Annotated in this window: 28 protein-coding genes; 9 read left to right on the forward strand and 19 right to left on the reverse strand. The window is 63.8% G+C overall.

Annotation, left to right across the window (positions count from 1 at the left end):
* The first annotated feature begins 73 nt into the window (after positions 1–73).
* Both pip and dtd read left to right on the forward strand, forming a co-directional pair.
* Positions 74–1,045: a prolyl aminopeptidase gene (pip, locus tag J7655_RS02615; protein WP_230926436.1), complete on the forward strand. Its 972-nt coding sequence runs from the start codon at positions 74–76 to the stop codon at positions 1,043–1,045.
* Positions 1,042–1,479, forward strand: coding sequence for a D-aminoacyl-tRNA deacylase (gene dtd / locus J7655_RS02620; protein ID WP_230926437.1), 438 nt, complete (start codon positions 1,042–1,044; stop codon positions 1,477–1,479). The genes pip and dtd overlap by 4 nt, the downstream gene beginning before the upstream one ends.
* Positions 1,480–1,581: 102 nt before the next feature.
* Here dtd and J7655_RS02625 read toward each other — a convergent pair whose 3' ends face one another.
* The 9 genes from J7655_RS02625 to ubiE form a co-directional block, all read right to left on the reverse strand.
* A complete protein-coding gene (locus J7655_RS02625) occupies positions 1,582–2,292 on the reverse strand; it encodes a 16S rRNA (uracil(1498)-N(3))-methyltransferase (RefSeq protein ID WP_230926438.1) in 711 nt (236 codons plus the stop codon).
* A complete protein-coding gene (tatC, locus tag J7655_RS02630; RefSeq protein WP_230926439.1) occupies positions 2,289–3,083 on the reverse strand; it encodes a twin-arginine translocase subunit TatC in 795 nt (264 codons plus the stop codon). Before tatC ends, J7655_RS02625 begins: the two co-directional genes overlap by 4 nt.
* Positions 3,080–3,421, reverse strand: a complete 342-nt coding sequence (gene tatB, locus J7655_RS02635; RefSeq protein WP_230926440.1) for a Sec-independent protein translocase protein TatB — start codon at positions 3,419–3,421, stop codon at positions 3,080–3,082. Before tatB ends, tatC begins: the two co-directional genes overlap by 4 nt.
* Before the next feature lie 3 nt (positions 3,422–3,424).
* Positions 3,425–3,658, reverse strand: a complete 234-nt coding sequence (tatA, locus tag J7655_RS02640; RefSeq protein ID WP_230926441.1) for a twin-arginine translocase TatA/TatE family subunit — start codon at positions 3,656–3,658, stop codon at positions 3,425–3,427.
* Positions 3,659–3,681: 23 nt separating this feature from the next.
* A complete protein-coding gene (locus J7655_RS02645; protein WP_230926442.1) occupies positions 3,682–4,017 on the reverse strand; it encodes a phosphoribosyl-ATP diphosphatase in 336 nt (111 codons plus the stop codon).
* Complete coding sequence (gene hisI, locus J7655_RS02650) at positions 4,010–4,408, reverse strand: phosphoribosyl-AMP cyclohydrolase (RefSeq protein ID WP_230926443.1); 399 nt, start codon at positions 4,406–4,408, stop codon at positions 4,010–4,012. Before hisI ends, J7655_RS02645 begins: the two co-directional genes overlap by 8 nt.
* 70 nt (positions 4,409–4,478) lie before the next feature.
* On the reverse strand, positions 4,479–6,062 hold the full coding sequence (gene ubiB, locus J7655_RS02655; protein WP_230926444.1) for a ubiquinone biosynthesis regulatory protein kinase UbiB: 1,584 nt from the start codon (positions 6,060–6,062) through the stop codon (positions 4,479–4,481).
* A complete protein-coding gene (locus J7655_RS02660; protein WP_230926445.1) occupies positions 6,059–6,676 on the reverse strand; it encodes a ubiquinone biosynthesis accessory factor UbiJ in 618 nt (205 codons plus the stop codon). Before J7655_RS02660 ends, ubiB begins: the two co-directional genes overlap by 4 nt.
* Positions 6,676–7,446: a bifunctional demethylmenaquinone methyltransferase/2-methoxy-6-polyprenyl-1,4-benzoquinol methylase UbiE gene (gene ubiE / locus J7655_RS02665; protein WP_230926446.1), complete on the reverse strand. Its 771-nt coding sequence runs from the start codon at positions 7,444–7,446 to the stop codon at positions 6,676–6,678. Before ubiE ends, J7655_RS02660 begins: the two co-directional genes overlap by 1 nt.
* A gap of 147 nt (positions 7,447–7,593) precedes the next feature.
* Between ubiE and J7655_RS02670 the strand changes: the two genes are divergently transcribed.
* The 3 genes from J7655_RS02670 to J7655_RS02680 all read left to right on the forward strand — a co-directional run bounded on the left by J7655_RS02670 (position 7,594) and on the right by J7655_RS02680 (position 9,326).
* Positions 7,594–7,869 carry a polyhydroxyalkanoic acid system family protein gene (locus J7655_RS02670; RefSeq protein ID WP_017678522.1) on the forward strand — a complete coding sequence of 92 codons (276 nt, stop codon included), beginning with the start codon at positions 7,594–7,596 and terminating at the stop codon, positions 7,867–7,869.
* A gap of 178 nt (positions 7,870–8,047) precedes the next feature.
* The gene (locus J7655_RS02675; RefSeq protein ID WP_230926447.1) at positions 8,048–8,503 is read left to right on the forward strand and encodes a phasin family protein; all 456 of its coding nucleotides are present in this window, start codon (positions 8,048–8,050) and stop codon (positions 8,501–8,503) included.
* 10 nt (positions 8,504–8,513) lie between these two features.
* A complete protein-coding gene (locus J7655_RS02680) occupies positions 8,514–9,326 on the forward strand; it encodes a phasin family protein (RefSeq protein ID WP_230926448.1) in 813 nt (270 codons plus the stop codon).
* A gap of 90 nt (positions 9,327–9,416) precedes the next feature.
* On the opposite strand, the gene J7655_RS02685 is transcribed toward J7655_RS02680, so the two are convergent.
* From J7655_RS02685 to J7655_RS02730, 10 genes are all read right to left on the reverse strand, one after another.
* Positions 9,417–10,031, reverse strand: coding sequence for a TetR/AcrR family transcriptional regulator (locus J7655_RS02685; RefSeq protein ID WP_230926449.1), 615 nt, complete (start codon positions 10,029–10,031; stop codon positions 9,417–9,419).
* Between the two features lie 187 nt (positions 10,032–10,218).
* Positions 10,219–11,901, reverse strand: a complete 1,683-nt coding sequence (gene phaC / locus J7655_RS02690; protein ID WP_230926450.1) for a class II poly(R)-hydroxyalkanoic acid synthase — start codon at positions 11,899–11,901, stop codon at positions 10,219–10,221.
* A gap of 225 nt (positions 11,902–12,126) precedes the next feature.
* Positions 12,127–12,984: a poly(3-hydroxyalkanoate) depolymerase gene (phaZ, locus tag J7655_RS02695; protein ID WP_230926451.1), complete on the reverse strand. Its 858-nt coding sequence runs from the start codon at positions 12,982–12,984 to the stop codon at positions 12,127–12,129.
* A 143-nt stretch (positions 12,985–13,127) separates the two neighbouring features.
* Positions 13,128–14,807: a class II poly(R)-hydroxyalkanoic acid synthase gene (gene phaC / locus J7655_RS02700; protein WP_230926452.1), complete on the reverse strand. Its 1,680-nt coding sequence runs from the start codon at positions 14,805–14,807 to the stop codon at positions 13,128–13,130.
* A 288-nt stretch (positions 14,808–15,095) separates the two neighbouring features.
* Positions 15,096–15,467 (reverse strand): gamma-butyrobetaine hydroxylase family protein, encoded by a 372-nt coding sequence (locus J7655_RS02705; protein ID WP_230926453.1) that lies wholly within the window; start codon positions 15,465–15,467, stop codon positions 15,096–15,098.
* Positions 15,468–15,550: 83 nt separating this feature from the next.
* Complete coding sequence (gene hslU / locus J7655_RS02710; RefSeq protein WP_230926454.1) at positions 15,551–16,891, reverse strand: HslU--HslV peptidase ATPase subunit; 1,341 nt, start codon at positions 16,889–16,891, stop codon at positions 15,551–15,553.
* A gap of 196 nt (positions 16,892–17,087) precedes the next feature.
* On the reverse strand, positions 17,088–17,618 hold the full coding sequence (gene hslV, locus J7655_RS02715; RefSeq protein ID WP_128578927.1) for an ATP-dependent protease subunit HslV: 531 nt from the start codon (positions 17,616–17,618) through the stop codon (positions 17,088–17,090).
* A gap of 96 nt (positions 17,619–17,714) precedes the next feature.
* A complete protein-coding gene (locus tag J7655_RS02720) occupies positions 17,715–18,389 on the reverse strand; it encodes an SPOR domain-containing protein (RefSeq protein WP_230926455.1) in 675 nt (224 codons plus the stop codon).
* Entirely contained in the window at positions 18,390–20,129 is a 1,740-nt protein-coding gene (gene argS, locus J7655_RS02725; RefSeq protein ID WP_230926456.1) for an arginine--tRNA ligase, read from the reverse strand.
* 214 nt (positions 20,130–20,343) lie between these two features.
* Positions 20,344–22,563, reverse strand: coding sequence for a primosomal protein N' (locus J7655_RS02730; protein ID WP_230926457.1), 2,220 nt, complete (start codon positions 22,561–22,563; stop codon positions 20,344–20,346).
* A gap of 158 nt (positions 22,564–22,721) precedes the next feature.
* Between J7655_RS02730 and rpmE the strand changes: the two genes are divergently transcribed.
* From rpmE to J7655_RS02750, 4 genes are all read left to right on the forward strand, one after another.
* Positions 22,722–22,934 (forward strand): 50S ribosomal protein L31, encoded by a 213-nt coding sequence (gene rpmE / locus J7655_RS02735; RefSeq protein ID WP_003459015.1) that lies wholly within the window; start codon positions 22,722–22,724, stop codon positions 22,932–22,934.
* Between the two features lie 26 nt (positions 22,935–22,960).
* Positions 22,961–23,761: a thermonuclease family protein gene (locus J7655_RS02740; protein ID WP_230926458.1), complete on the forward strand. Its 801-nt coding sequence runs from the start codon at positions 22,961–22,963 to the stop codon at positions 23,759–23,761.
* Positions 23,758–25,194: a M48 family metalloprotease gene (locus J7655_RS02745; protein WP_230926459.1), complete on the forward strand. Its 1,437-nt coding sequence runs from the start codon at positions 23,758–23,760 to the stop codon at positions 25,192–25,194. The genes J7655_RS02740 and J7655_RS02745 overlap by 4 nt, the downstream gene beginning before the upstream one ends.
* 102 nt (positions 25,195–25,296) lie before the next feature.
* Positions 25,297–26,565 (forward strand): malic enzyme-like NAD(P)-binding protein, encoded by a 1,269-nt coding sequence (locus J7655_RS02750; protein ID WP_230926460.1) that lies wholly within the window; start codon positions 25,297–25,299, stop codon positions 26,563–26,565.
* Positions 26,566–26,599 lie beyond the last annotated feature (34 nt).

The raw sequence follows: 26,599 nt of genomic DNA on the forward strand, positions 1-26,599 counted from the left end.
AACTTCCTTTTCATGGTTATGATGCCAGGCAGAGCGGACACGGCAGTTGTAGCCCAGCCAACAGGAGCCAACCATGCAGACTTTGTATCCGGAGATCAAACCCTACGCACGCCACGAGCTGGCGGTCGAGGCGCCGCACGTGCTGTACGTCGACGAGAGCGGCTCGGCGGATGGGTTACCGGTGTTGTTCATCCATGGTGGTCCCGGTGCCGGCTGTGATTCTGCCAGCCGCCGCTATTTCGATCCGGCACTGTATCGCATCGTCACCTTCGACCAGCGCGGCTGTGGCCGTTCCACGCCCCACGCGAGCCTGGAGAACAACACCACCCAGGCGCTGATCGGCGATATCGAGCGTATTCGCGAGCACCTGGGGATCGACAAGTTCGTGCTGTTCGGTGGCTCCTGGGGTTCCACCCTGGCGCTGGCCTATGCGCAAACGCATCCACAGCATGTGCACGGGCTGATTCTGCGCGGCATCTTCCTGTGCCGGCCGCAGGAGTTCAGCTGGTTCTACCAAGAAGGCGCCAGCCGCCTGTTCCCCGATTACTGGGAAGACTACGTCGCACCGATTCCGCCTGAGGAGCGTGGCGATCTGATGCAGGCTTTCTACAAACGCCTGACCGGGGCCGACCAGATCGCCCAGATGCACGCGGCCAAGGCCTGGTCGACCTGGGAAGGGCGCACCGCCACCCTGCGCCCCAATACCCAGGTGGTCGAGCGCTTCAGCGAGGCGCACCGGGCGCTGTCCATCGCTCGTATCGAGTGCCACTACTTCGTCAACGACGCCTTCCTCGAACCCAATCAGCTGCTCCGTGACATGCCGAAGATCGCCCACCTGCCGGGCATCATCGTGCATGGCCGCTATGACGCCATCTGCCCGCTGGACAACGCCTGGGCGCTGCACCAGGCCTGGCCCAACAGCGAGCTGCAGATCATCCGCGATGCCGGCCACTCGGCGGCGGAGCCCGGTATCACAGATGCACTGATGCGCGCGGCTGAACACATGGCCCGGCGTCTGCTCGACCTGCCGCCGGAGGATGCATGAAGCTGTTGATCCAGCGCGTGACCGGCGCACGGGTAGAGGTTGACGGCGAAGCCGTGGGCAGCATCGATCAGGGGCTGCTGGCACTGATTGGCATCGAGCCTCAGGACGACCAGGCCAGCCTCGGCCGCGCCCTGCACAAGCTGCTCAACTACCGGGTATTCAGCGATGAAGCGGGCAAGATGAACCGCTCGCTGAGTGACGTACAAGGCGGACTGTTACTGGTTTCGCAATTTACCCTGGCCGCCGACACCAAGAGCGGCATGCGCCCCAGCTTCTCCAGCGCCGCGCCGCCAGCCCAGGGCGCTGCGTTGTTCGATGCCCTGGTGGAAATGGCCAGGGCCCAGCACCCGCAGGTCGCCACCGGGCGCTTCGGTGCCAATATGCAGGTGCATCTGGTCAACGATGGGCCGGTGACCTTTCTGCTCGAGGTCTAGCGCTAGTTTGGGGGCGCGAATGCTGGGGGCTTGAACGTTTCGCGAGCAGCGCCCGCTTCTGAGCAGGGTGGACAACACGAAGCTTGTCCACCATCCGAGGTACTAGAACAATCTGGCCAGCAACGCAGGCACCGCCGTTTCCACCCGCAGAATGCGCTCGCCCAGTTGCACCGGTTGCAGGCCGGCAGCGTCGCGCAGCAGATCGACTTCATAAGGGATCCAGCCGCCTTCCGGGCCGATGGCCAGGGTTACCGGCTGCTCGACGGCACGTGGGCAGGCTGGGTAATCACCCGGGTGACCGGTCAGGCCGAGGGTTCCCGCCGCCAGCGCCGGCAGGCGATCCTCGACGAAGGGCTTGAAGCGCTTCTCGATGCTCACCTCGGGCAGCAGCGTGTCGCGCGCCTGCTCCAGGCCGAGGATCAGTTGTTCGCGAAGCGCTTCGGCATCGAGGAATGGTGTCTGCCAGAAGCTTTTCTCCACACGATAGCTGTTGACCAGTACCAGGTGCGCCACGCCCATGGCGCTGACCGTTTGCAGCACACGCTTGAGCATCTTCGGGCGGGGCAGGGCGAGGACCAGGGTCAACGGCAGCTTGGCCGGTGGCGGTTGGTCGAGGCTGACCGTCAGTTCGGCATGTTCGGCATCCAGGGCAGTCAGGCAGCCTTCACCCATCAGTCCGCCAAGGCGACCGACGCGCAAACGGTCACCGGCTTCGGCACGATGCACCTCATGCAGATGCTTCAGGCGTCTGCCGCTGAGGCGAACCCGATCGACCCCGATGAAATCGGCGTCTTCCAGCAGCAGCAGGTTCACGACAGCGGTGCGGGCGGTTGGTCTTCGGGCTTGGCGTCTTCTTCGCTCTGTTCCTCGTCGCGCTTGCGCTTGACCATGGCGCCAGCCAGTACGCCGGCCTCGAACAGCAGCCACATCGGTACCGCCAGCAGGGTCTGCGAGAACACGTCAGGTGGCGTCAGCAGCATGCCGACCACGAAGCAGCCAACGATCACGTAGGGGCGGCTCTTGCGCAGCGTGGCCACGTCGACGATACCGACCCAGAGCAACAGGAAGGTGGCAATGGGGATTTCGAACGCCACGCCAAAGGCGAAGAACAGGGTCAGGACGAAATCCAGGTACTGACCAATGTCGGTCATCATCGCCACGCCTTCCGGGGTCACGCTGGCGAAAAAGCCGAACATGATCGGGAACACCACGAAGTAGGCGAAGGCCATCCCGGCGTAGAACAGGAAGATGCTGGAGATCAGCAGCGGCACCGCGATGCGTCGTTCGTGGGTATACAGGCCCGGCGCGATGAAGCCCCAGGCCTGATGCAGGATCACCGGCATGCCAAGAAACAGCGCGCACATCAGGGTCAGCTTGAATGGCGTGAGAAACGGCGAGGCGACGCCGGTGGCGATCATCGTCGCGCCTTCCGGCAGGTAGGCACGCAATGGCGCCGCCACCAGTGCATAGATGTCCTGGGCGAAGTAGAACAGCCCGGCGAAGATCAGCAGGATGATCACCACGCAGCGCAGCAGGCGCGTACGCAGTTCGGTCAGGTGCGAGACCAGAGGCATTTCCTGGTCGGCGTCCGGCAGTTTGCTCATGGCTGGGGATTCTTGTCCTGGGCGGCGGGCGCTGGCGGCTCGACGCCGGTCTTGTCGTCGTGGCTGCCCGGCTTGAGGTTGGCGGTGTCGAGGATGTCCTGCTTCATCGCCTTCATTTCCCGTTCCAGTTCGAGGATGCGCTCGTTGTGCAACTGACGACGGATTTCGTCGGCGCCGATTTCACGCTCTACCTCGGCCTTGATCGAGTTGAAACTGCGCTTGATCCGCCCGATCCACAGCCCGGCCGTACGCACTGCCTCGGGCAGGCGTTCGGGGCCGAGCACCACCAGAGCTACCAGGCCAACCAGCAGCAGTTCGCTGAAACCGATTTCGAACATGGCTCAGTCTTTCTTCGCCGGCTCTTCGACCTTGCGTGCCTGGGCGTCGATGGTCTGGCCCTTGGGCTCCTCGACCGCGGGCTTGTCGGCCTCGGCATTGTCCATCGACTTGCGGAAGCCCTTGATCGCGTCGCCCAGATCAGCACCCAGGTTTTTCAGGCGCTTGGTGCCGAACAGCATGACCACGATGAGCAGGATGATCAGAAGTTGCCAGATGCTGATGCCGCCGAAACCCATGGTGTGTACTCCGTTGTGAAGGTTTATTCGGATTGCGGTCGCGCGGCTTTTTCCGCGTGGCCGGAGAGGCCGAAACGACGATCCAGTTCGTCCAGCACGGCCTGCGGATGCTGGCCGAGAGCGGCAAGCATGACCAGGCTGTGGAACCACAGGTCGGCAGTTTCGTAGATCAGGTCCTGACAGTCACCGCTGACGGCGGCGTCCTTGGCGGCGAGGATGGTTTCCACCGATTCCTCGCCGACCTTTTCCAGAATCTTGTTCAGGCCCTTGTGATACAGGCTGGCGACGTAGGAGCTCTCGGACGCTGCGCCCTTGCGCGCTTCCAGTACGTCGGCCAGGCGGCTCAGGGTGTCACTCATGGCTGTGTCCTGCATAGATGGCGTGCGGGTCTTTCAAAACGGCATCGACGGTTTTCCAGGCGCCGTTCTCGTAGACCCGGTAGAAGCAGCTCTCACGCCCGGTGTGGCAGGCGATGCCGCCCAGTTGCTCGACCATCAACACGATGACGTCGGCGTCGCAGTCCAGGCGCAACTCGTGCAACTTCTGCACGTGGCCGGACTCCTCGCCCTTGCGCCACAGCTTGCCACGCGAACGTGACCAGTAGATGGCGCGCTGTTCGCTGACGGTAAGAGTGAGGGATTCGCGGTTCATCCAGGCCATCATCAGAATGCGGCCGGTCTGGTGATCCTGGGCGATGGCCGGCACCAGGCCGTCTTCGTTCCAGTGGATTTCGTCGAGCCAATCGTTCATCGCTGTTCCAAATCTGCCGGGGCTACCGGGCTGTCAATCCGTCAAGTGTGCCAGTGCCGTGGCTGCCTGGCTATCGGCGCAATACCAGATAGAGGCCGGCACCGAGCATCAGCCAGGCCGGCCAGGCCGCCAGCAGCGGGGCGAGCCCCTGCACGGCACCGGCGCCGATCAATGCCGCGCCAAGCAGGCGCAGCGGCCATTGTGCGCCCAGGGTGGCGGGTTGGCTGGCGGGCTGCTGTTGCAAGCGCTCCAGGGTGTCGCGGGCGATCTGCGACAAGTGCGGTACCTGCTCGGCCTGCTGCTGCAGGTTGCGCAGCAGGTGCAGCGGGCTGATGCGCTCGCGCATCCAGCGTTCGAGGAAGGGCTGGGCGGTGCTCCACAGATCGAGATCCGGGTAGAGCTGACGACCCAGGCCTTCGATGTTGAGCAGGGTTTTCTGCAGCAGCACCAGTTGCGGCTGTACTTCCATGTTGAAGCGCCGCGCGGTCTGGAACAGGCGTAGCAGCAACTGGCCGAAGGAGATGTCCTTCAGGGGACGCTCGAAGATCGGTTCGCACACGGTACGGATCGCCGCCTCGAACTCGTTGACCTTGGTGTCGGCCGGCACCCAGCCCGAGTCGATGTGCAACTGCGCCACCTTGCGGTAGTCGCGCTTGAAGAAGGCGATCAGGTTGCGCGCCAGGTAGTCCTGATCCTCGTCGGTGAGGCTGCCTATGATGCCGCAGTCGATGGCGATGTACTGCGGGCTCCAGGGCGTGCGGGTGCTGACGAAGATGTTGCCGGGGTGCATGTCGGCGTGGAAGAAGCTGTCGCGAAACACTTGGGTGAAGAAGATTTCCACGCCACGTTCGGCAAGCAGTTTCATGTCGGTACGTTGGTCGGCCAGGGTCGCCAGATCGGTCACCGGGATGCCGTAGATGCGCTCCATCACCAGCACCTGATGGCGGCACAGATCCCAGTACACCTGCGGCACGTAGAGCAGAGGCGAGCCGTCGAAGTTGCGCCGTAACTGGCTGGCGTTGGCCGCCTCACGCAACAGGTCAAGTTCGTCGTAGATGGTTTTTTCGTAGTCGCTGACCACCTCCACCGGGCGCAGGCGACGGGCATCGGCGGAAGCTTTCTCGGCGACGCGGGCGATCAGGAACAGCCAGGCCAGATCCTGACGGATGATTGGCTTGAGGCCCGGGCGTACCACCTTGACCACCACCTGTTCGCCGGTCTTGAGCTGTGCGGCATGCACCTGTGCCACCGAAGCCGAGGCCAGCGGCTGGCTGTCGAAACGGGCGAACAGCTCGCTCACCGGGGCGCCCAGTTGGCGCTCGATCAGGGCGATGGCCTGGTCTTCCGGGAAGGGCGGCACCTGATCCTGCAGGCGTGCCAGCTCGTCGGCGATATCCGGCGGTAGCAGGTCGCGACGGGTGGAGAGCAACTGGCCGAACTTGATGAAGATCGGCCCCAGATCCTCCAATGCCAGGCGCAGGCGTGCGCCACGCGAAAGGTCGAGCGGCTTGCGCGGCAGCCAGCGCCATGGCAGCAGCCAGGACAGCGCCCGCAGCCAGAAAGGCAGCGGTAGTGCGAGGAGCAGATCGTCCAGTTGGTAGCGAATGACCACGCGCTTGATGCGCAACAGACGGCGAACGGCAAGCAGCTTCATGCGTCGGGCTTATGGGCAGAGGTGAGGCGCTCGATGCGTGCTTCCAGGCGGTCGAGGGCGAGTTTCAGTTGATCCAGCTCGGCGAAGCGCACATCGGCCTCGCGTTGACCGACCAGGGTGCGTGACTCTTCGGCCAGGTAGTCGGCCAGATCCTGATTGAGGCTCGCGGCGCCGTGGCTGGCGAAATGGACCCGGCTGCGCAGGTGGCCGGCGAGCAGGGTCGTGGCCACCGGGCCGAGCCAGCGCGAGACTTCGTATTCCCAGTCCAGCTCCAGATCCTGAAGTATCCCGGCCAGTTGCAGCAGCGCCGCACTGTCGCCTTCGAGCGACACCTCGGGGCGATGCAGCACGGCGGTTTTCTCGCGGCTCAGGGCCAGGCGCGCCAGGCTGGCGGCAGGCGCCGTGAGTGTGCAATCGGCGGGTGCATGCCATTGCGACGCCAGTTGCAGGCCATCGCCGCTGGGCAGGATGAACAGTTCCAGTGCCGGGCTTTGGCAGTGCACGGCGATGACCTTGCCGGCCAGCGCCTGCAGGCGTGGCAGCGCCGTGCCGTCGAGGCGCAGGACGCGATTGAGCCCCGTTTCGACGCCCGCAAGCAGCCCGGTCAGCAGCATCAGGGCTTGATGCCGCGATGCAGGGCGACGATGCCGCCGGTCATGTTGTGGTAGGTGACGCGCTCGAAGCCGGCGTCGACCATCATCGCCTTGAGGGTTTCCTGATCCGGGTGCATGCGGATCGATTCGGCCAGGTAGCGGTAGCTTTCCGAATCGTTGGTGATCAGCTTGCCGGCCAGCGGCATGAAGCTGAACGAATAGGTGTCGTAGGCCTTGGCCAGCAGCGGATTGCCGGGCTTGGAGAATTCCAGCACCAGCAGGCGGCCACCGGGCTTGAGTACGCGCAGCATGGAGCGCAGGGCGTCTTCCTTGTGGGTGACGTTGCGCAGGCCGAAGGCGATGGTGACCACGTCGAAGTGGTTGTCGGGGAACGGCAGCTTCTCGGCATCGGCCTGGACGAACTGCACATTGCCGGCCACGCCCTTGTCCAGCAGGCGGTCGCGGCCGACCTTGAGCATGGAGTCGTTGATATCGGCCAGCACCACCTGGCCGGTGGGGCCGACGATGCTGGAGAACTTGCGGGTCAGATCGCCGGTGCCGCCGGCGATGTCGAGCACGCGGTTGCCGGTGCGTACGCCGGACAGCTCGATGGTGAAGCGCTTCCACAGGCGATGCAGGCCGCCGGACAGCACGTCGTTCATCAGGTCGTACTTGGCTGCAACGGAGTGGAAGACTTCGGCTACCTTCTCCGCCTTCTGGCTTTCCGGTACGTCCTGGAAGCCGAAGTGGGTGGTGGGTTCCTGCTCCTGGGCCTTGCGTGGATCGCTCATGTCGCTCTCACCGGGTAGAAAACCGCATCATTCTAAAGCTGCGTGCAGTCTTTGTCTTGTTCGGGTGCCCGGCCATGCGCCGGGCTGGTAGAGTGCTGTGACTACATGCCGCAGCGTCGCGGCGCGCTGCCCGTTCAAGGAGTTGCCATGTCCCGTATTCGTGTCGAACGATCCCATTCCCTCGGCCGCGAAGCCGCCCGTGAAAAGGCCGAGCGCCTGGCCGAGCGCCTGGCCAGCGAGTACGACGTGCGCTACCGCTGGAACGGCGACACCCTGGAGTTCAAGCGCAGCGGTGCCGACGGCAGCATCGCGGTGGGTGAAGACACCGTGCGGGTGGAACTCAAGCTCGGTCTGCTGCTGTCGCCCATGGGCGGCATGATCCAGCGCGAGATCGAGCAGGTACTGGACAAGTCGCTGGCCTGAACCCGCAGGCACAAGGGTGGATGGCGCTTTTTACATCCACCGGGGTGAAGCGTGATCCACGTTACGGGTTGTGGCTAGCCGCTCCTAGTATGCGATTTCTAATTTTTCTCCCTAGTGTGTACCCAAGCCTGCAAACCGTGGGCGTTTCCGCTAACTGTCAAAGCGCGTGAGGTGCACCATGTCGAAAGTTGCCGTGAAGAAAAAAGTCGAAGCTGTGGTCGAAGACAAGGCTGGCGTACTCGACGATGTGAAGGGCTATGCCCGCAAGATTTACCTCGCTGGTCTGGGTGCCTACGCCAAGGCCGGTGCCGAAGGCGTCGGTTACTTCAAGGAGCTGGTCAAGGCCGGCGAAGGCGTTGAAAGCAAAGGCAAGAAGCTGGTCGACGAGCAGGTCGAGGCGGCCAACAGCCAGATCGAATCGGTCAAGCAGTCGGTCAATTCCAATGTCACCAATGTCACCAGTGTCAAAGGCAAGGTCGAAGTGCAACTCGACAAGATCGAGAAGGCTTTCGATACCCGTGTGGCTGCCGCGCTGAACCGCATCGGCATTCCGTCCAAGCAGGATGTGGAAGCACTCTCTGCTAAGCTGGATGAGCTGAGCGCGTTGCTCGAGCATGTCGCGCGTACCAAATAAGGAGATCAGGATGGCTGTTAAGAAGAAAACCGAAAAGCAGACCAGCTCCTGGATCGGCGAGGTCGAGAAATACTCGCGTCAGATCTGGTTGGCAGGCTTGGGCGCATACTCCAAGGTCAGCAAGGACGGCACCAAGCTGTTCGATACGCTGGTCAAGGACGGCGAGAAAGCCGAGAAGTTGGCCAAGAGCGAAGTCGACAAGCAGGTCGGCGTAGTCAAGGCAGGTGTCGGCTCCAAGGTCGGCTCCGCCAAGTCCAAGGTCGATGAGGTCAAGGACAAGGCAATTGGCAAGTGGAGCGAGCTGGAAGAGGCGTTCGACAAGCGTCTGAACAATGCCATCTCGCGTCTGGGCGTACCCAGCCGCAATGAGGTCAAGGCGCTGAACGACAAGGTCGATAGCCTGACCAAGCAACTGGAAAAAATCGCTGGCGTGTCGGCCAAGTCCGTGGCCAAACCTGCCGTGAAGGCTGCGGCTAAGCCGGCTGCGAAAGCAGCTGCCAAACCTGCTGCGAAACCGGCCACCAAAGCTGCAGCCAAGCCCGCCGCGAAACCTGTTGCAGCAAAACCGGCAGCTAAACCTGCGGCCAAGCCCGCGACTAAACCGGCAGCTAAGACCGCAGCGAAACCCGCTGCCAAGCCAGCGGCTGCGGCCAAGCCTGCAGCTAAGCCAGCAGCCAAACCGGCTGCTGCGAAGAAGCCGGCAGCGCCCAAGGCCGCAGCGCCGAAACCGGCCGCGCCGGCTCCGGCACCTGTCGCCGCTGCTACCCCGGCTGCTGCACCGGCTCCGGCTGCCACTACGGCGACGCCCGCCACTTCGTCCTGAGTTTCTCAGGATCAAAAGCGCCCGGCCACGTGCCGGGCGTTTTCATTTCAGGTGCGGGCATGCGCTATACGCAGCAACCGAGGCTGCGCATCAGGCCTCCAGGTAACGCAGCGCCAGATGCTCGACGGTGCCGCGTGAGGGTTGGTTAAGGTGCGGCGCGGCCAGCATCATGATCTGGTACACCACCAGACGTACTTCGCCTTCCTGGCCAAGAATGCGCTGGTAATCGAGGGAGAACAGCAGGGTCAGGGTGATCTGTTCGACCAGTTGGCCAAGCGATTGAGTGCCGCTGTTCAGTTGGCCGTTGGCCATCAGACGGGCCAGTAGCGCGGCCAGCGTACGTTTCAGTGCGTTGAGCCAGTGGCGAATGCCGCGCGCCAGTTTCGGCAGGCGTCCGGCCAGGTTGGACATGTCCTGGAAAAGGAAGCGGTATTGCGCCAGGCGCTCGACGATCAGGTGCAGGAACAGCCAGTAGTCTTGCACGTCCAGCTCAGCTTCGGCAGGCGGGTCGAGTAGCGGCGCCATCTCGGCCTGGAAACGCTCGAACAGCTCCAGCACCAGCGGTTCCTTGCCATGGAAGTGGTAGTAGAGATTGCCCGGGCTGATCTCCAGCTCGTTGGCGATCTCCAGGGTGGATACGTTGGGCTCGCCCTGTTCGTTGAACAGCATCAGGGCGGTTTGCAGAATGCGCTCGCGGGTTTTCATCCGTCTCTTCTTGTTCGTGGCGCCGGAGGCCTGACGATAACCGGCCGGCATGCAGCCGACCATCCCTTTAGTAAAAGTCGCGTAGCGACATCTCTCATGTCCTTCTCCCTTCGGGAGAAGGTGGCGCGAAGCGCCGGATGAGGGATGCGGGCATGCCGCGCAGGCCTTTTTGGCGTGGCATGGCGCTTCAGCGGATATGCACGTAGGTGCCGGGTGCAGCTTCCATGGGCGGGTGCCTGGCGCTGCCCAGGGTCGCCAGGGTCTCGCGTTGTTCGCCAGAGCGGGCCTGCATCCATTCCAGCCACTGCGGCCACCAACTGCCTTGCCGGTGCGTGGCGTCGTGATACCAGGCGCGCGGATCGGAGGTGAGCTTGGCGTTCTCGTAGTAATTGGCCTTGGGGTTGCCCGGCGGGTTGAGGATGCTCTGGATATGGCCGCTGTTGGACAAAATGAAATGGCGTTTGCCGCCAAGCAGCAGGGTCGAGCGATAGACCGCATCCCAGGGGGTGATGTGATCATTGATGCCCGCCACGCCGAAGCTGTCGACGTTGACCTTGCTCAGATCCACCGGCGTGCCGCATACCTCCAGGGCGCCGGCGCGGCTGAGCGGGTTGTGCTTGAAGAAGTCGATCAGGTCGCCATGCAGGGCGGCAGGCAGGCGGGTGTTGTCGTTGTTCCAGTAGAGGATGTCGAACGCCGGTGGTTGCTTGCCGAGCAGGTAATTGTTGATCCAGTAGTTCCAGATCAGGTCGTTGGGACGCATCCAGGCGAACACCCGGGCCATGTCGCGGCCATCGAGCACGCCTTGCTGGTAGGAGCGGCGTTTGGCCGACTCGAGGGTTTCCTCATCGGCGAAGAGCATCGCCGGGCTGTCGATCTGGCTGTCGAGCAGGCTGACCATATAGGTGGCGCTGGCCACTTTGCGCAATTGTCGACGCGCCTGCAGATGGCCCTGCAGGGCGGCGATGGTCAGGCCACCGGCGCAGGCACCGAGCAGGTTGACGTCCTTGCTGCCGGTGATCGCGCGGCAGGCATCGACGGCTTCCTCGACGGCCTGCACATAGCTCGACAGGCCCCATTCGCGGTGCCGTGGGTCGGGGTTGCGCCAGCTGATCATGAAGGTCTGCAGGCCGTTCTTCAGCGCGTACTGGACGAAGCTCTTGTCGTTGGACAAATCGAATATGTAGTACTTGTTGATCTGCGGCGGCACTATCAGCAGCGGGCGCAGGTACTGTTTCTCGCTCATCGGCCTGTACTGGATCAGCTCCAGCAGCTCGTTGCGAAACACCACGGCGCCGGGTGTGCAGGCCAGGTTGCGGCCAACCTCGAAGGCCTGCTTGCTGACCTGGCTGGGCATGCCGCCGTTGTGCAGCAGGTCGTCGAGCAGATGGCGCAGACCCCTGAAGGCGCTGCTGCCGCCGGTGTTGAACAGCTCCTTGAGCGCTTGCGGATTGAGCGGGCTGTTGGACGGTGACAGCGCGTCGCTCATCAGTGAGGCGAGAAAGCGCGCGCGGGTACGGTCATCGGCCGACAGGTCGCTGTCGTCGATCCATGCCGCCAGTTGCTTCTGCCACGCCAGATAGGCCTGCAGGCTGCGCCGGTAGAGGGGGTTGAGGTGCCAGGTCGGATCGGCGAAGCGCGTGTCCTGTGGATTGACCTTGTGCAGGGTGTCGCCGAGTAGCACGCGACTCAACTGGTCACCGAAGGCCAGCAGATGCCGGCCGCTGCGCACTGGATTCTTCAGACCCTGTCTGGCCAGCAGGCGCATGGTCGACAGCAGGTCGCGCCCGCGCACGCCGACCACCGCGCTCTGGGCATTCATGAAGGTGGCAGGTGCCGGCAGTGAAGCCGGGGTCGACTTGTCTCGCATGGTGTAACACTCCATCGTCAAACCGTCTGGCAGATCGTCAGGGCGACCCGCAAGAGACTGTCATGGCGCGCAGCGCCTGACGCGCGCCTTGCTTATGCAGCCTCTGCAGCAAGCCTTGTACCAGGCGCGCGGGACGTGCATTGCAGAGCGCCTAGCGAGATTCGAAGGGGCCGATATCGGCCCCTTGGTCAAACATGCAGAACATTGCGCACCAAACCGGTGCCGTCAATGCTGACGTGCGGGCGTAGGCTGCGGGTGCATCACCGCGCGGTGCCGTTCCTCTTCGAGAAACTTCATGATGATCGGTGCCACCGCTTCGGCGCGGGTCACCAGGAACAGGTGGCCGTCGTCGATCACGTGCAGTTCGGCGTTGGGAATGCGCCAGGCCAGCAGGCGCATGTTGATCAACGGAATCAGCGGGTCGTCATCGCCGGCCATCACCAGCGTCGGTTGGCGGATCTTGTGCAGCCAGTGGATGCTGGTCCAGCCGAGGCCGGCGAACAGCTGCCAGTAGTAGCCCATCTTGCCGCCGGAGCGCACCTTGCTGGCGTGTGCCATGGCCAGCTTGGGATCGCGGCGGAAGGCGCCGCCGTAGATGTCCGGGGCGATGCGCACGCCGTAGGACGGCTGCACATAGCGGCGTGGGCTGGCCATGCGCCAGAGCACCTTGGGCTTGCCCGGCACCATCACCGCGCCGGCCGAGGTGGCGGCGAGGATCAGCTTCTTGCAGCGCTCCGGGTAGTCGTGGGCGAACTGCTGGGCCAGGGCGCCGCCCCAGGACACGCCGATGGCATTGACCTGACCGTAGTTCAGGTAATCGAGCATGCGTGCCGCCAGCTTGGCCAGGCCGGGGAAGCGATAGGGCGTGGCCGGGGTCGAGGAACCGCCGACACCGGGAACGTCGAAGGCGATGATTTCCAGCTCCGGATCGAGGGCGGCGACGAAGGGCATGACCAGTTCCAGGTTGGCACCGATACCGTTGAAGATCAGCAGCGGCACCAGCTGACTGTTGCCCGGCCGCACTGCCGTGCGGATGGTCTGCCCATCGAGGTCGATGGTGCGGAATACGAATGGTTGCGGCATGGGCGCAGCCCCTGTGGAGTTGAGCGCTGAAGACGGCCGTCCGGGCCGCCTCCAGGGTTACCAGGCTGTGCCTGGTTCGCCACGTCCGAGCAGGCGCGTGACGTGCGGCACTTCCCGGTGCCGCTGCGGTTGTGGCTGACGAATCAGCGTTCGTGTACGTAGGTGCCCGGAGCGGCTTCGCCGGCCGGGAATTTCTTGTTGCCCAGGGCGCTGGGAGCGTTCTTGGTCTTGCCCGAGCGCTCGGCCAGCCAGCTTTGCCAGTGCAGCCACCAGGAATCGGCATGCTTGGTCGAGCTTTCCTGCCAGGCTTTCGGATCCAGCGGCATCTCGCTGTTGGTCATGTAGCGCGCCTTGGGGTTGCCCGGCGGGTTGAGAATGCTCTGGATATGGCCGCTGTTGGACAGCACGAACTCGCACTTGCCGCCGAACAGGTGCGCCGACTTGTAGCAGGAATCCCAGGGCGTGATGTGGTCGGTGGTGCCGGCGACGACGAAGAAGTCGCAGGTGACCTGCTTGAGGTCGATCGGCGTGCCGCAGACTTCCAGCGCACCCGGACGGGTCAGCGGGTTGGTCTGGAACATGTCGATGAACTCGCCGTGCAGCGCGGCCGGCAGACGCGTGGTGTCGTTGTTCCAGTAGAGAATGTCGAACACCGGCGGCTCGTTGCCGAGCAGGTAGTTGTTGACCCAGTAGTTCCAGATCAGGTCGTTGGGGCGCATCCAGGCGAATACTTTGGCCATGTCGCTGCCTTCCAGCACGCCGGCCTGGTAGGAGCGGCGCTTGGCGGCTTCCAGGGTCTTCTCGTCGGCGAACAGGGCAACCTGGGTGTCGAGCTGGGTGTCGAGCACGCTGACCAGCAGGGTCAGGGCGTTGACCTTGGGCTCGCCGAGCGCGGCGTAGTGGCCGAGCAGCGAGGCCGTGGTCAGGCCGCCGGAGCAGGCGCCGAGCATGTTGACGTCCTTGCTGCCGGTGATGGCGCAGATGACGTCGATGGCTTCCTTGAGTGCCGCAATGTAGGTGGACAGGCCCCACTCGCGTTGCGCCTTGGTCGGGTTGCGCCAGCTGACCACGAAGGTCTGCACCTGGCTGCGCAGGAGGAAGCGCGCCAGGCTCTTGTCCGGCGACAGGTCGAAGACGTAGAACTTGTTGATCTGTGGCGGCACCACCAGCAGCGGACGCTCGTGCACGCTCTCGGTGATCGGCTTGTACTGGATCAGCTCCAGCACGTCGTTGCGGAAGACCACGGCACCCTCGGTGGTGGCCAGGTTCTTGCCGACCTCGAAGGCCTCCATGTTCACCTGGCTGGGCATGCCGCCGTTGTGCACCATGTCCTTGGCCAGGTGCGAAAGACCATCGAGCAGGCTCTTGCCGCCGGTTTCGAAGAAACGTTTGACTGCCGCCGGGTTGGCCATGCTGTTGCTCGGCGCCATGGCTTCGGTCATCAGGTTGATGACGAAGTGGCCGCGACTGGCGTCCTGCTCGGACAGCGAACTGTGCTCGATCCAGTCATGCAGCTCCTTGCGCCAGGCCAGGTAGGTCTGCAGATAACGGCGATACAGGGGGTTCTGGCTCCAGGTCGGATCATTGAAGCGGCGGTCACCCTCTTCGGGTTTGAGCGCGGACTGACCGAGCATGACGTTCTTCAGCTCCAGGCCGAAGTGGGCGACATGCTTGGCACTGTGGAAGGGTTGCTTGAGTGCCTGGGCGAGCACCATACGGGCAGAGGTCAGCAGATCCTTGCCGCGAATGCCGATTACCGGGTTGAGTCCCAGAGTATTTTCAGAGGCCTGGCGTTTCAGGTCTTCGTTATTCTTGTCACTCATCTACGACGCTCCAATGTCCTGAGTCACGTACCGGCTGCGCTCGCGGCGAAACAGGGGCCAGGTACTGCTCGGGTTGCCGGGTGCGGATCGCGTCCGCGTCATGCATTGCATCTGGCAGGGCCAAATGCAGGGAACCTGCCAGTTCCTTGGTTACCCGAGTTTTTGCCGTTAGGCAAGCTGATCGATGGGGCGAGAGTATGCCGCGATAGTTTAGAAAAATCGTTCTAACTACCGGGTAATGAGGCGGGAAAGGAAGGCGAGCGCTCTGCGACGAGGTGTACGCGCGGTTCAGAGCATCAGACGCACGACGCTTTCGCTGGGGTCGCGGGATTGGCCTGCAGCACTGAGCTGCGCCAGGTAGTCGGCCCAGAGTTGATCGTGCCGGGTGGCCAGTTCGTAGAGGTATTCCCAGGTGAACAGACCGCTGTCATGGCCATCGTCGAAGCACAGCTTCAGTGCATAGTTGCCGGCCGGTTCGATGCGCTCCAGGCCAACGTTGAGTTTGCCCGTCTGCAGGATGGGTTTGCCATGCCCTTGTACCTCGGCCGAGGGCGAATGTACACGCAGGAACTCGGCGCTGAGCGAATAGCTCTGCTCGCCGTAACGCAGCTCCAGAGTCTTCGAGGCCTTGTGCAGTTTGATCGCGCTGGGGATGGGCATACTCGGCTCCTGAAAACGATGTAGCCCGGATGCAATCCGGGACGCGGTGGTGAACGCCCCCGGGTTGCATCCGGGCTACGGGGTTACAGAATATAACGCGACAGGTCTTCGTCCTGCGCCAGCTCGCCGAGGTGGCCATTGACGTAGGCGGCGTCGATACGGATGGCTTCGCCGTTCTGCTGGCCTGCCAGATCGGAGGCCGTGAAGGAGACTTCCTCCAGCAGGCGTTCGAGCAGGGTGTGCAGGCGCCGAGCACCGATGTTCTCGGTTTTCTCGTTGACCTGCCAGGCAATCTCGGCAATGCGTTTGATGCCGTCTTCGGCGAACTCGATATCCAGCCCTTCGGTTTTCAGCAAGGCGCTGTACTGTTCGGTGAGCGAGGCGTGCGGTTCGCTGAGGATGCGTTCGAAGTCCTGCGGGCTCAGCGCCTTGAGCTCGACGCGGATCGGCAGGCGACCCTGCAGCTCCGGCACCAGATCACTCGGTTTGCTCAGGTGGAAGGCGCCCGAGGCGATGAACAGGATGTGGTCGGTCTTGACCATGCCCAGTTTGGTGTTGACCGTGCAGCCCTCGATCAGCGGCAGCAAATCACGTTGCACGCCCTCGCGCGACACATCGGCGCCGCCGGTGTTGCCGCGCTTGGCCACCTTGTCGATCTCGTCGATGAAGACGATGCCGTGCTGCTCGACGGCCTCCAGAGCGCGGGCCTTGAGTTCTTCCTCGTTGACCAGGCGCGCAGCTTCCTCGTCGCGCACCAGCTTCAGCGCATCGGCAACCTTGAGCTTGCGGCTCTTCTTCTTGCCCTGGCCTATGCTGGAGAACAGATTTTGCAACTGGCTGGTCATCTCTTCCATGCCCGGCGGGGTCATGATCTCCACGCCCATGGGCGAGTCGGCCACTTCGATGTCGATTTCCTTGTCGTTCAACTGACCTTCGCGCAGACGCTTGCGGAACAGCTGGCGGGTGTTGGAATCCTCGCTGCGCACCGGCTCGTCACCGAAGCCCTGGCGCGCAGGCGGCAACAGGGCGTCGAGGATGCGCTCCTCGGCAGCGTCCTCGGCGCGGTGGCGCACCTTGGTCATCTCCTGCTCGCGCAGCATCTTCACCGCTGCATCGGCCAGGTCACGGATGATCGATTCGACGTCGCGGCCAACGTAGCCCACCTCGGTGAACTTGGTCGCTTCGACTTTCAGGAACGGGGCATTGGCCAGCTTGGCCAGGCGGCGGGCGATCTCGGTCTTGCCGACGCCGGTCGGGCCGATCATCAGGATGTTCTTCGGCGTCACTTCCTGGCGCAGCTCGGCTGGCAGCTGCATGCGCCGCCAGCGGTTGCGCAGGGCAATGGCCACGGCGCGCTTGGCGTCGTCCTGGCCGATGATGTGGCGGTTGAGTTCGTGGACGATCTCGCGGGGCGTCATGGACATGGAATCGGGCTCGCTATCGTATCTATGAAAAAAGTGGACGCTTGGGGGCTCTCTAAAAACGTAGGCGAGGCAGTCAGCGCAAGGCGGAAACAGGCGAGGAACGGTCGGAGTCGCGGTCGACTTTACTGTTGTAAATGAGCATTCTGAGCCTGTTTTCAACGCGGCGATGACAACGCAAGTAGTTTTTAGATAGGCCTCACTCGGCGGCATCCAGTTCCTCGATGGTCTGATGATGATTGGTGAACACGCAGATGTCGCCGGCGATGCCGAGTGCAGTCTGCGCTATCTCGAGGGCGGACAGGTCAGTCTTCATCAGCAGGGCGCGCGCGGCGGCCTGGGCGAAGTTGCCGCCGGAACCCATGGCGATCAGGCCTTCTTCGGGTTCGACGACGTCGCCGTTGCCGGTGATGATCAGCGAGGCATCCTTGTTGGCTACGGCCAGCATGGCTTCCAGGCGGCTCAGACTGCGGTCGGTACGCCAATCCTTGGCCAGCTCGACGGCGGCACGCACCAGATGGCCCTGGTGTTTTTCCAGCTGGCCTTCGAAGCGCTCGAACAGGGTAAAGGCATCGGCGGTGGCACCGGCGAAGCCGGCCAGCACTTGGCCGTGATAAAGGCGGCGCACCTTCTTGGCGTTGCCCTTCATGACGGTGTTGCCGAGGGAAACCTGGCCGTCGCCAGCCATCACGACCTTGCCGTGGCGGCGCACTGAAACGATGGTGGTCAAGGGGGAATCTCCACGCTGCGGGGCGAACTTGCCCGGATGGAAACTCAGATGGGGTGCCCGCCGCGGCTTTTCAACCGGCGGCGGATCAAACGGCGATCAGCGGACCTGACGCTGCTGTAACAGCAGGTTGCTGAAGCCGCCGGCTGCCAGGGTCTTCTGCGCGCTGGCCAGTTGCTCGCGACTGGCGAAGGGGCCGACCAGGACGCGGTGCCAGGTCTCCTCGCGCACCTTGCCGGTTTCCACCCGTACGTTCTGGCCGAGCAGGATGATCTGCGCGCGCAGGCCGTCGGCGTCGTCGCGTTTGCGGAACGAACCGGCCTGCAGGAAGAACTGCGTGGTGACCGGCGCGCTGGCCAGCACGGGCGGCGCGGGCGGCGGCACCTGGCCGTTGAGCGCAGCTTCGGCGCGGGCGGTGTCGATCTTCGCGGCTTCTTCCGGGGTGACCGGTTTTTGCTCAGGCACGGGCGGCGGCGTTTCTTCCAGGGCCTGTGGCAGGATCACTTCGGATTCCGGCAGCAGGGTGTAGAAGTCGTACTTGGGCCTGGCCGGCTCGGGTTGCGTCGGCTTCGGCTCGGGCTTGCTGCTGCGCACCTGCTCGCTCTTGTCGCGTTTGATCTCGTCACGGCCCGGTTCGAGGCTGAACAGGAACATGAAGAAACCGCCGACCACCAGGCCGCAGGCCAGCCAGATCCAGCCCGGTACGGGTTTCTTCGCCGGAGCCTGATAGCGACTGGCGCCGCGTTTCGGCGCCGGCTTCTTGCGCGCGGCCATTTACATGCGCTCCAGGGTTTCCAGGCCGAGCAGCTCCAAGCCCTGCTTGAGGGTACGGCCGGTCAGGGCGGTCAGGCGCAGGCGGCTGTTGCGCGTGGCTTCATCCTCGGCAGCGAGGATCGGGCAGTTCTCGTAGAAGCTGGAGAACAGCCCGGCGAGGTCGTACAGGTAGGCGCACAGGATATGTGGCGTGCCCTTGTCGGCGACGTTGCCCAGCAGCTCGTTGAACTGTGCCAGCTTGGCGGCCAGGGCTTGCTCCTGCTCGGCAGCCAGGGTGATTTGTCCGCCGATTTCGTCCACGGCCTTGCCCAGTTTACGGAACACGCCGGCGACGCGGGTGTAGGCGTACAGCAGGTAGGGGGCGGTGTTGCCTTCGAAGCTGAGCATCAGGTCGAAGTTGAAGCTGTAGTCGCTGGTGCGGTGCTTGGACAGGTCAGCGTATTTCACCGAAGCGATGCCGACTACACGGGCGATCTGACGCAGCTCGTCTTCGCCGAGGTCCGGGTTCTTGCTCTTGACCAGCTCGTAGGCCCGTTGCTCGGCTTCGTCGAGCAGTTGCACCAGTTTCACCGTGCCGCCGTCGCGGGTCTTGAACGGACGGCCGTCCGGGCCGTTCATGGTGCCGAAGCCCATGTGTTCCATGTCCATGCTGGCCGGGACGAAGCCGGCCAGGCGCGCGCAGGCGAAGACCATCTGGAAGTGCAGCGCCTGACGCTGGTCGACGAAGTACAGCACGCGGTCGGCCTTGAGCGTGCCGGCGCGGTAGCGGGTGGCGGCCAGGTCGGTGGTGGCGTACAGATAGCCGCCGCCCGCCTTCTGCACGATCAGCGGCAGCGGGTTGCCTTCGGCGTTCTTGAACTCGTCCATGAACACGCACTGGGCGCCGTTGTCTTCGGTCAGCAGACCCTTGGCGGCGAGATCGGCAACGACCTGCGGCAGGTCGTCGTTATAGGCGCTTTCGCCTTTGACGTCGGCCATGCTCAGCTTGACGCCGAGGCGGTCATACAGCGCCTGGCAGTGCGACAGGGAGATGTCGTTGAAGCGATGCCACAGGCGCAGGCACTCGGCGTCACCGGCCTGCAGCTCGACCACCAGTTGGCGCGCGCGGTCGGCGAACTCAGGGGATTCGTCGAAGCGCTTCTTGGCGGCGCGGTAGAAGCCTTCCAGGTCGGCCAGCTCGCTTTCGGCGGCGGCCGGGTTTTCCTGCATATAAGCCAGCAGCATGCCGAACTGGGTGCCCCAGTCGCCGACGTGGTTCTGGCGGATCACCGTGTCGCCGAGAAACTCCAGCACGCGCGCCACGCCGTCGCCGATGATGGTCGAGCGCAGGTGGCCGACGTGCATTTCCTTGGCCAGGTTGGGGGCGGACAGGTCGACCACCACACGCTGCGCCGGGCCGTTCTTGCGCACGCCGAGCGTGGCGTCAGCCAGCGCGGCTTCCAGGCGCTGGGCCAGGGCATCGCTGTTCTGGAAAAAGTTGAGAAAGCCGGGGCCGGCGATTTCCACCTTGGTGATCTGCGCGTCGGTCGGCAGGGCGGCGATGAGTTTCTCGGCCAGGTCGCGCGGCTTCATGCCAGCCGGCTTGGCCAGCATCATGGCGATGTTGCTGGCGAAGTCGCCGTGGCTCTTGTCCCTGGTGTTCTCCACCTGGATGGCCGGCGTCAGGCCCGCAGGCAACACGCCTTCGGCGGTCAGGCGGTCGAGGGCTTGCTGGATCAGGTGGCGAATGCTGTCTTTCATGTTCGGCTCGGGTTGCCTTGGGGCTTTGGTCGAAAACTGCGCATTATAAGAGCAGCGGCAAGCGGCAAGCCACAAGCGGCAAGGAAAAGCGTGCCGCGTTTCCGTGGGGAGTGGGTAGGGTGGGCTTCAGCCCACCGAGGCTGGCCGCTGTTGGTGGGCTGAAGCGGGACGCCGTCCGGCCCACCCTACGGATTAGAGGCTGGCAGCGTGCCGCTTAGAAAAGATCGATCGGGTCGACATCCAGCGACCAGCGCACCGCCCGGCCGCTGGGCATTTGCTCCAGCGCATGCAGCCAGTGGTTGAGCAGCCTGTGCAGCGGGGCGCGGGCATTACCCTGTACCAGCAGTTGCGCGCGGAAGCGCCCGGCGCGGCGTTCCATCGGTGCGGGAACCGGGCCGAGCAGTTCGATGCCGGAGAGATTCAGTTCGCCCAGCAGATGCTCGGCCTCGCTGCAGGCTTCATCGAGAAAGCCTTCCGCCTGGCCGGGCTTGTGCGCCTCGGCGCGTAGCAGGGCCAGGTGGCAGAACGGCGGCAAGCCGGCGCTGCGCCTTTCGCTCAGCGCCTGTTCGGCAAAGGCGAAGTAGCCCTGCTCGGTCAGTTGCACCAGCAGCGGGTGGTCGGCCAGGTGGCTCTGGATGATCACCTTGCCCGGTTCTTCGGCGCGCCCGGCGCGCCCGGCGACCTGCACGATCAGCTGCGCCATGCGCTCGCTGGCGCGGAAGTCCGCCGAAAACAACCCGCCGTCGGCATCGAGAATCGACACCAGCGTCACCCGCGGGAAATGGTGACCCTTGGCGAGCATCTGGGTGCCGACCAGGATGCACGGCTCACCCTTGTTGATGGTGGCGAACAGGCGATCCATCGCGCCCTTGCGCGAGGTACTGTCGCGGTCGATGCGCAGCACCGGGTAGTCGGGAAACAGCACCGCCAGGCGCTCTTCGGCGCGCTCGGTGCCGGCGCCGACCGGGCGCAGGTCGACATGCTGGCATTTAGGGCAGTTGCTCGGCTGTTTCTCGACGTGGCCGCAGTGGTGGCAGCGCAGCTCCTGATAGCGCTGGTGCACGGTCATGCGTGCATCGCAGCGCGGGCACTCGGATAGCCAGCCGCAATCATGGCAGAGTAACGTCGGGGCGAAGCCTCGGCGGTTGAGGAACACCAGCACCTGCTGACCGGCTGCCAGCGTCTGGGCAATGGCTTGCTGCATCGGCCCGGAGATGCCCGAGTCCAGTGGCCGGCTTTTCACGTCCAGGCGCAGGAAGCGTGGCTGGCTGGCGCCGCCGGCACGCTGGGTCAGCTTGAGCAGGGCATAGCGGCCACTGTGGGCGTTGTGCAGGCTTTCCAGTGAGGGCGTGGCCGAGCCGAGGACGATGGGCACATTTTCCTGGCGGGCGCGCACCAGTGCCAGGTCGCGGGCGTGGTAGCGCAGGCCTTCCTGCTGTTTATAGGAAGCGTCGTGTTCTTCGTCGACGATGATCAGTCCCGGATTCTTCATCGGCGTGAACAGGGCCGAACGCGTACCGATGATGATGTCGGCTTCGCCATCACGTGCCGCCAGCCAGACGTCGAGGCGCTCACGATCGTTCACCGCTGAATGTAGCAGGGCGATACGTGCATTGAAGCGGCGGGCAAAGCGATCGAAGGTCTGCGGCCCGAGGTTGATCTCGGGGATCAGCACCAGCGCTTGCTTGCCGGCCTCCAGGCACTGATGGATCAGTTGCAGATAGACCTCGGTCTTGCCGCTGCCGGTAACGCCGGCAAGCAGAAAGGCATTGAACTGGCCCCAGCCTGACGCCACGGCATTCACCGCGGCGCGCTGCTCGGCGTTCAGCGGCAGTTCCGGTTGTGCCAGCCAGTGCGCAGGCTTGGCATGCGGCTGGGTGCGGCGCACCTCGACGCGTACCAGTCCTTTCTCATGCAGCAGTTGCAGGCTGTCGCGGTTGAGTTGCAACTGGCTGAGCAGGCTGTGGGCCACGCCGTGCGGATGTTGCGCCAGCGCCTTGAGCGCGTCGCGTTGGCGCGGGGCGCGGGCCAGGCGAGGATCGTCGACACTGGCGCCTTTGCTGGCCAGCCAGTAGCGCTCCTGGCGGGTTTCGGCCGGCTCGCCCTGGCGTAGCAACACCGGCAAGGCCCAGTTCAGGGTGTCGCCGAGGCTGTGCTGGTAGTACTGCGCCGTCCACAGGCACAGCTTGAACAGCGACGCTGGCAGCGGTGGGCGGGCGTCGAGCAGTTCAAGGGCGGGCTTGAGCTTGTCGAGTGGGACTTCGCTCTGGCTGTTGACCTCCACCAGCACGCCGATCATCTCGCGTCGGCCGAAGGGCACGCGCAGGCGCACGCCGGGCTGCAGGGCGCTGCGCGACACGCCGGCAGGGGCGAGGTAGTCGAACAGGCGGCGCAGCGGCGAGGGCACGGCGAGGCGCAGGATCAGGTTGGGCAAGCCAGAAACTCCACGAACAGGCGGGCGATGTTACCACGCGACGACCGGCACCTTGCGCGGCTTGCATCGACTTGCGCGTCTGGTAAGATGCGCGGCCTATTTCTGTGCGGTGCCTGACATTGGTCCGGTGGCGGCACGACTACCTTGAGGAAAGCACGATGAAAGCCGATATCCATCCGAACTACGTCGAAATCGACGCTACCTGCTCCTGCGGTAACGTGATCAAGACCCGCTCCACCCTGGGCAAGAACCTGAGCCTCGACGTTTGCTCCGAGTGCCATCCGTTCTACACCGGCAAGCAGAAAGTGCTGGACACCGGCGGCCGTATCGATCGCTTCAAGCAGCGTTTCGGCGTATTCGGCGCCAAGTAAGCGACCGAAGCATTACGGAGCGTGCCATGCACCTGTCCGTGATAGTGAAAAAGGCGTCCCTGGTGGGCGCCTTTTTCGTTTCTCTGCTATGCGTCGACCTGGCCCAGGCCTTCTGCCCCCTGCCTGCCAATCTTGCTCAGGTCGCCGTGCGCCAGGTCGTCGATGGCGATACGGTGCGCCTGGCCGATGGGCGCAGCATTCGTCTGATTGGCATCAACGCGCCCGAGCTTGGGCGCAAGGGGCGTAGTGATGAACCCTATGCGTTGCAGGCCAAGCGCCGCCTGCAGGCGTTGATCGATGCCAGCGATGGACGTGTCGGCCTGCTCTACGGTGAACCGCGCAAGGATCGTTACGGACGTACCCTGGGTCATCTTTACGACCGCCAGGGGCGCAATCTCGAGGCGCAGCTACTGAGCGAAGGCCTTGGCTTCATGGTCGCGGTGGCACCTAACACTACGCTGGTGACCTGTCAGGCGCAGGCCGAGCGTCAGGCGCGCAGCAAGCGGCTTGGCGTGTGGCGTAGCGAGCAGGTGAAGGCGGCTGGCCAGTTACGTGGTGGAGGCTTCGCCTTGCTCGGCGGGCGGGTCACCAGTGTGCAGCGCAACCGAGGCGGCCTCTGGATCGACCTCGACGGTGGTCGGGTATTGCGCGTGGCGCCGGAACTGCTGGGTGAGTTCGACGTGCGTGCCTTGGAGAAACTCAAGGGGAGACAGGTTGAAGCGCGTGGCTGGGTCATTGATCGTCAGTCGCGTGGTAGCTTGAGCCGTGGGCAGGCGCGCTGGATGCTGCCGCTGACTCATTCGGCGATGCTGGAGGTGTTGCCATGATGCGTGCGTTGACGCTGTGTCTGCTCTGCGGCTGGCTGGCGGGTTGTGCGGTCAATCCTGCAACGGGGCGCAACGATTTCGTGATGATGAGCGAGCGTCAGGAGCTGGATCTCGGCGCGCGCTACAACCAGGAAATCCTCAAGCAGTATCCGCGCTATGAAGATGCCAAGTTGCAGGCTTATATCCAGCGCGTCGGCGAGCGGGTGGCACGCAGCAGCCATCGCAGTCAGCTCAAGTACGTCTTCACCCTGGTCGACAGTCCGGACGTCAATGCCTTTGCGTTACCGGGCGGCTACATCTATATCCATCGCGGGCTGCTGGCCTACCTCAACTCCGAGGCGGAGTTGGCTGCCGTGCTGGGGCATGAGGTCGGTCATGTGACAGCCCGGCATAGCGTGCGCCAGCAAAGCCAGTCCACGGCCTGGGGATTACTCGGCCAGGCTGCGGCCATCGGTACCGGTGTCGGTGCGCTGGGCGACCTGACCAGTGTCATGGGCAGCGCGTTCGTGCGCGGCTATGGGCGCGACATGGAGCTGGAGGCTGATGGCCTGGGCGCGCAATATCTGGCGCGCAGTGGCTATGACCCGCAGGCGATGATTGAAGTGGTCAAGGTGCTCAAGAGTCAGGAAGACTTCGCTCGCGAGCAGGCTGCCAGGCGCGGAGAGGCGCCGGCAGCAGGCGGCTATCACGGCCTGTTCGACACCCATCCGGACAATGATCGACGCCTGCAGGAAGTGATCGGCCCGGCGCGTGCGTTGGCCGGCGGCAATCAGGAAGTGGGGCGCGAGCGTTTCCTGCAGATGCTCGATGGTCTGGTGTTCGGCGATTCGGCGGCCAGCGGCATTCGTCGTGGGCGCCATTTCTACCACGGCGAGCTGGACTTCGCCCTGAGCTACCCGCAAGGCTGGCAACTGGTCAATCGCCCGGATGTACTGATCGGCCATAGCCCCGATGAGCAAGCCTTTATCGCCATGACCCTGGAGGCAGCGGACAAGCGTCTGTCGCCTGCCGAATATCTGCGCCAGCGCGTCGGCAACCAGCGTCTGGTGGCTGGTGAGGAGCTGCGCTTAGGTGCGTTACAGGGCTATACGGCGGTGTTGCAGGGGCCGTCGGCGCGTCGCGTGGCGGTGATCTATCGCGGCGACAACGCTTACCTGTTCGTGGCGGCAGTGAAAGGGCGTGCCTCGCTGGAAACCGAGGATCAGCGTTTTCTCGAGGTTATCCGCAGTTACCGGCCGCTGAAGGCAGCCGAGCGCAAGTTGGCCGAGCCGCTGCGTCTGCATCTGGTGCGGGTCAAGGCGGGTCAGGGCATGACTGGTCTGGCCAGTGGCGCGCCGTTGGCGGCTGATGGCGAGGCACAGTTGAGGCTGCTCAATGGGCTGTATCCGCGTGGCGAGCCGCGTCCGGGGCAGTGGTTGAAAACGCTGCGCTAGCACGGCGCTTCAATCGCGACCGAACGGTCTTGGCAGGTGTATACAACTTGCGTATCCTCGGCCGCTGCCCGTTCAACAGCCAAAAAAAGCGGAAATGCCACTATGTCAGATCTAAAAACTGCCGCTCTCGAATATCATGCCCAGCCCCGTCCCGGTAAGCTGAGTGTCGAGTTGACCAAAGCCACTGCCACTGCCCGCGACCTGTCGCTGGCCTACAGCCCGGGTGTCGCTGAGCCAGTGCGCGAAATTGCCCGTGACCCTGAGCTGGCCTACCGTTACACCGGTAAAGGCAACCTGGTCGCCGTAATTTCCGACGGTACTGCCATTCTCGGTCTGGGTGACCTCGGCCCGCTGGCTTCCAAGCCAGTCATGGAAGGTAAAGGCGTACTGTTCAAGCGCTTCGCCGGTATCGACGTGTTCGATATCGAAGTGGATGCCGAGAGCCCGCAGGCCTTCATCGACACCGTCAAGCGTATCTCCATCACCTTCGGCGGCATCAACCTGGAAGATATCAAGGCCCCCGAGTGCTTCGAGATCGAGCGTGCGCTGATCGAGCAGTGTGACATTCCGGTATTCCACGATGATCAGCACGGTACTGCGATCGTGACCGCTGCTGGCATGCTCAACGCCCTGGAAATCGCAGGCAAAACGCTCGAAGAAGCGAAGATCGTCTGCCTGGGCGCCGGTGCGGCTGCCATCTCCTGCATGAAGCTGCTGGTTAGCATGGGTGCCAAGGTCGAGAATATCTTCATGGTCGACCGCAAGGGCGTGATTCATGCCGGTCGCGATGACCTGAACCAGTACAAGGCCGTTTTCGCTTCCGAGACGGATCGTCGTACCCTGTCTGATGCGCTCGATGGCGCGGACGTCTTCGTCGGCCTGTCCGGTGCCAATCTGCTGAGCCCGGAAGACCTCAAGCGCATGGCGGCCAACCCGATCGTCTTCGCCTGCTCCAACCCGGATCCGGAAATCAGCCCAGAGCTGGCACACAAGACGCGCAACGACGTGATCATGGCCACCGGTCGTTCCGACTACCCGAACCAGGTCAACAACGTACTCGGCTTCCCCTTCATCTTCCGTGGCGCTCTGGATGTGCGGGCGACCCGCATCAACGAAGAAATGAAGATCGCCGCTGCCCTGGCCCTGCGTGATCTGGCCAAGCTGCCGGTGCCGCAGGATGTCTGCGACGCGTACGGCGGCATCAAGCTGGAGTTCGGTCGCGAGTACATCATTCCGAAACCGATGGATCAGCGCCTGATCACCGTGGTCTGCGACGCCGTGGCCAAGGCAGCCATCGAATCCGGTGTGGCGACCCTGCCGTATCCGAAGCACTATCCGCTGAAATCGGTGGATGAAGTGTTCAACGGCTGATCAGCCGAGCCATAAAAAAACCCGCTTCGGCGGG

The sequence above is a fragment of the Pseudomonas wenzhouensis genome (genome assembly GCF_021029445.1).
Lineage (GTDB): Bacteria > Pseudomonadota > Gammaproteobacteria > Pseudomonadales > Pseudomonadaceae > Aquipseudomonas > Aquipseudomonas wenzhouensis.

Bases quoted from the DNA above. Each gene is read 5' to 3' on its own strand.
- pip (WP_230926436.1), top strand. From the start codon at position 74: ATGCAGACTTTGTATCCGGAGATCAAACCCTACGCACGCCACGAGCTG.
- dtd (WP_230926437.1), top strand. From the start codon at position 1,042: ATGAAGCTGTTGATCCAGCGCGTGACCGGCGCACGGGTAGAGGTTGAC.
- tatC (WP_230926439.1), bottom strand. From the start codon at position 3,083: ATGAGCAAACTGCCGGACGCCGACCAGGAAATGCCTCTGGTCTCGCAC.
- tatB (WP_230926440.1), bottom strand. From the start codon at position 3,421: ATGTTCGAAATCGGTTTCAGCGAACTGCTGCTGGTTGGCCTGGTAGCT.
- tatA (WP_230926441.1), bottom strand. From the start codon at position 3,658: ATGGGTTTCGGCGGCATCAGCATCTGGCAACTTCTGATCATCCTGCTC.
- J7655_RS02645 (WP_230926442.1), bottom strand. From the start codon at position 4,017: ATGAGTGACACCCTGAGCCGCCTGGCCGACGTACTGGAAGCGCGCAAG.
- hisI (WP_230926443.1), bottom strand. From the start codon at position 4,408: ATGAACGATTGGCTCGACGAAATCCACTGGAACGAAGACGGCCTGGTG.
- ubiB (WP_230926444.1), bottom strand. From the start codon at position 6,062: ATGAAGCTGCTTGCCGTTCGCCGTCTGTTGCGCATCAAGCGCGTGGTC.
- J7655_RS02660 (WP_230926445.1), bottom strand. From the start codon at position 6,676: ATGCTGCTGACCGGGCTGCTTGCGGGCGTCGAAACGGGGCTCAATCGC.
- ubiE (WP_230926446.1), bottom strand. From the start codon at position 7,446: ATGAGCGATCCACGCAAGGCCCAGGAGCAGGAACCCACCACCCACTTC.
- J7655_RS02670 (WP_017678522.1), top strand. From the start codon at position 7,594: ATGTCCCGTATTCGTGTCGAACGATCCCATTCCCTCGGCCGCGAAGCC.
- J7655_RS02675 (WP_230926447.1), top strand. From the start codon at position 8,048: ATGTCGAAAGTTGCCGTGAAGAAAAAAGTCGAAGCTGTGGTCGAAGAC.
- J7655_RS02680 (WP_230926448.1), top strand. From the start codon at position 8,514: ATGGCTGTTAAGAAGAAAACCGAAAAGCAGACCAGCTCCTGGATCGGC.
- J7655_RS02685 (WP_230926449.1), bottom strand. From the start codon at position 10,031: ATGAAAACCCGCGAGCGCATTCTGCAAACCGCCCTGATGCTGTTCAAC.
- phaC (WP_230926450.1), bottom strand. From the start codon at position 11,901: ATGCGAGACAAGTCGACCCCGGCTTCACTGCCGGCACCTGCCACCTTC.
- phaZ (WP_230926451.1), bottom strand. From the start codon at position 12,984: ATGCCGCAACCATTCGTATTCCGCACCATCGACCTCGATGGGCAGACC.
- phaC (WP_230926452.1), bottom strand. From the start codon at position 14,807: ATGAGTGACAAGAATAACGAAGACCTGAAACGCCAGGCCTCTGAAAAT.
- J7655_RS02705 (WP_230926453.1), bottom strand. From the start codon at position 15,467: ATGCCCATCCCCAGCGCGATCAAACTGCACAAGGCCTCGAAGACTCTG.
- hslU (WP_230926454.1), bottom strand. From the start codon at position 16,891: ATGTCCATGACGCCCCGCGAGATCGTCCACGAACTCAACCGCCACATC.
- J7655_RS02720 (WP_230926455.1), bottom strand. From the start codon at position 18,389: ATGGCCGCGCGCAAGAAGCCGGCGCCGAAACGCGGCGCCAGTCGCTAT.
- argS (WP_230926456.1), bottom strand. From the start codon at position 20,129: ATGAAAGACAGCATTCGCCACCTGATCCAGCAAGCCCTCGACCGCCTG.
- rpmE (WP_003459015.1), top strand. From the start codon at position 22,722: ATGAAAGCCGATATCCATCCGAACTACGTCGAAATCGACGCTACCTGC.
- J7655_RS02740 (WP_230926458.1), top strand. From the start codon at position 22,961: ATGCACCTGTCCGTGATAGTGAAAAAGGCGTCCCTGGTGGGCGCCTTT.
- J7655_RS02745 (WP_230926459.1), top strand. From the start codon at position 23,758: ATGATGCGTGCGTTGACGCTGTGTCTGCTCTGCGGCTGGCTGGCGGGT.
- J7655_RS02750 (WP_230926460.1), top strand. From the start codon at position 25,297: ATGTCAGATCTAAAAACTGCCGCTCTCGAATATCATGCCCAGCCCCGT.